Origin of the sequence: Mycobacterium arosiense ATCC BAA-1401 = DSM 45069 (genome assembly GCF_002086125.1) — a bacterium.
Lineage (GTDB): Bacteria > Actinomycetota > Actinomycetes > Mycobacteriales > Mycobacteriaceae > Mycobacterium > Mycobacterium arosiense.
Window position 1 is genome coordinate 1 of sequence record NZ_MVHG01000259.1, and the last position, 397, is coordinate 397.

Genomic DNA, 397 nt, shown 5'->3' on the forward strand with positions numbered 1-397 from the left:
GCCCGGAGCCAGGTCGTCGCCCTGCTGCAGCTTGCGCTTCTTGTCCTCGAACTTGTCGTCCAGGAGCTGGCGACGATCGCTGATGTAGGCCTGTGCCTTCTCCAGCTGTTCGTTCAGGGCGTCGTCGGCCATGCGCAGCTTGAACCACTGGCCGCGCTCGAGACCGTCGAGGTAGTCGTCGGTGATCTCCGTGCCCTTCTTCAGCGCCGGGCCACCTTCAGCCTTGGCACCGACCAGGGCGGCACGCAGACGCTCGAAGGTCGCGCCTTCGACGATGCGGAACTCTTCGTTCAGGTCCTTGCGGATCTGGTCGAGTTGCATCTTCTCGATGGACAGCGCGCGGGAATCGCGCTCGACGCCGTCGCGGGTGAAGACCTGAACGTCGATGACGGTACCC

At 64.5% G+C, this 397-nt stretch carries 1 protein-coding gene; it reads right to left on the reverse strand.

Annotated elements, in window-relative coordinates:
- On the reverse strand, positions 1-397 hold a 397-nt coding region (locus BST14_RS31845; protein WP_142279702.1), incomplete at both ends, for a hypothetical protein.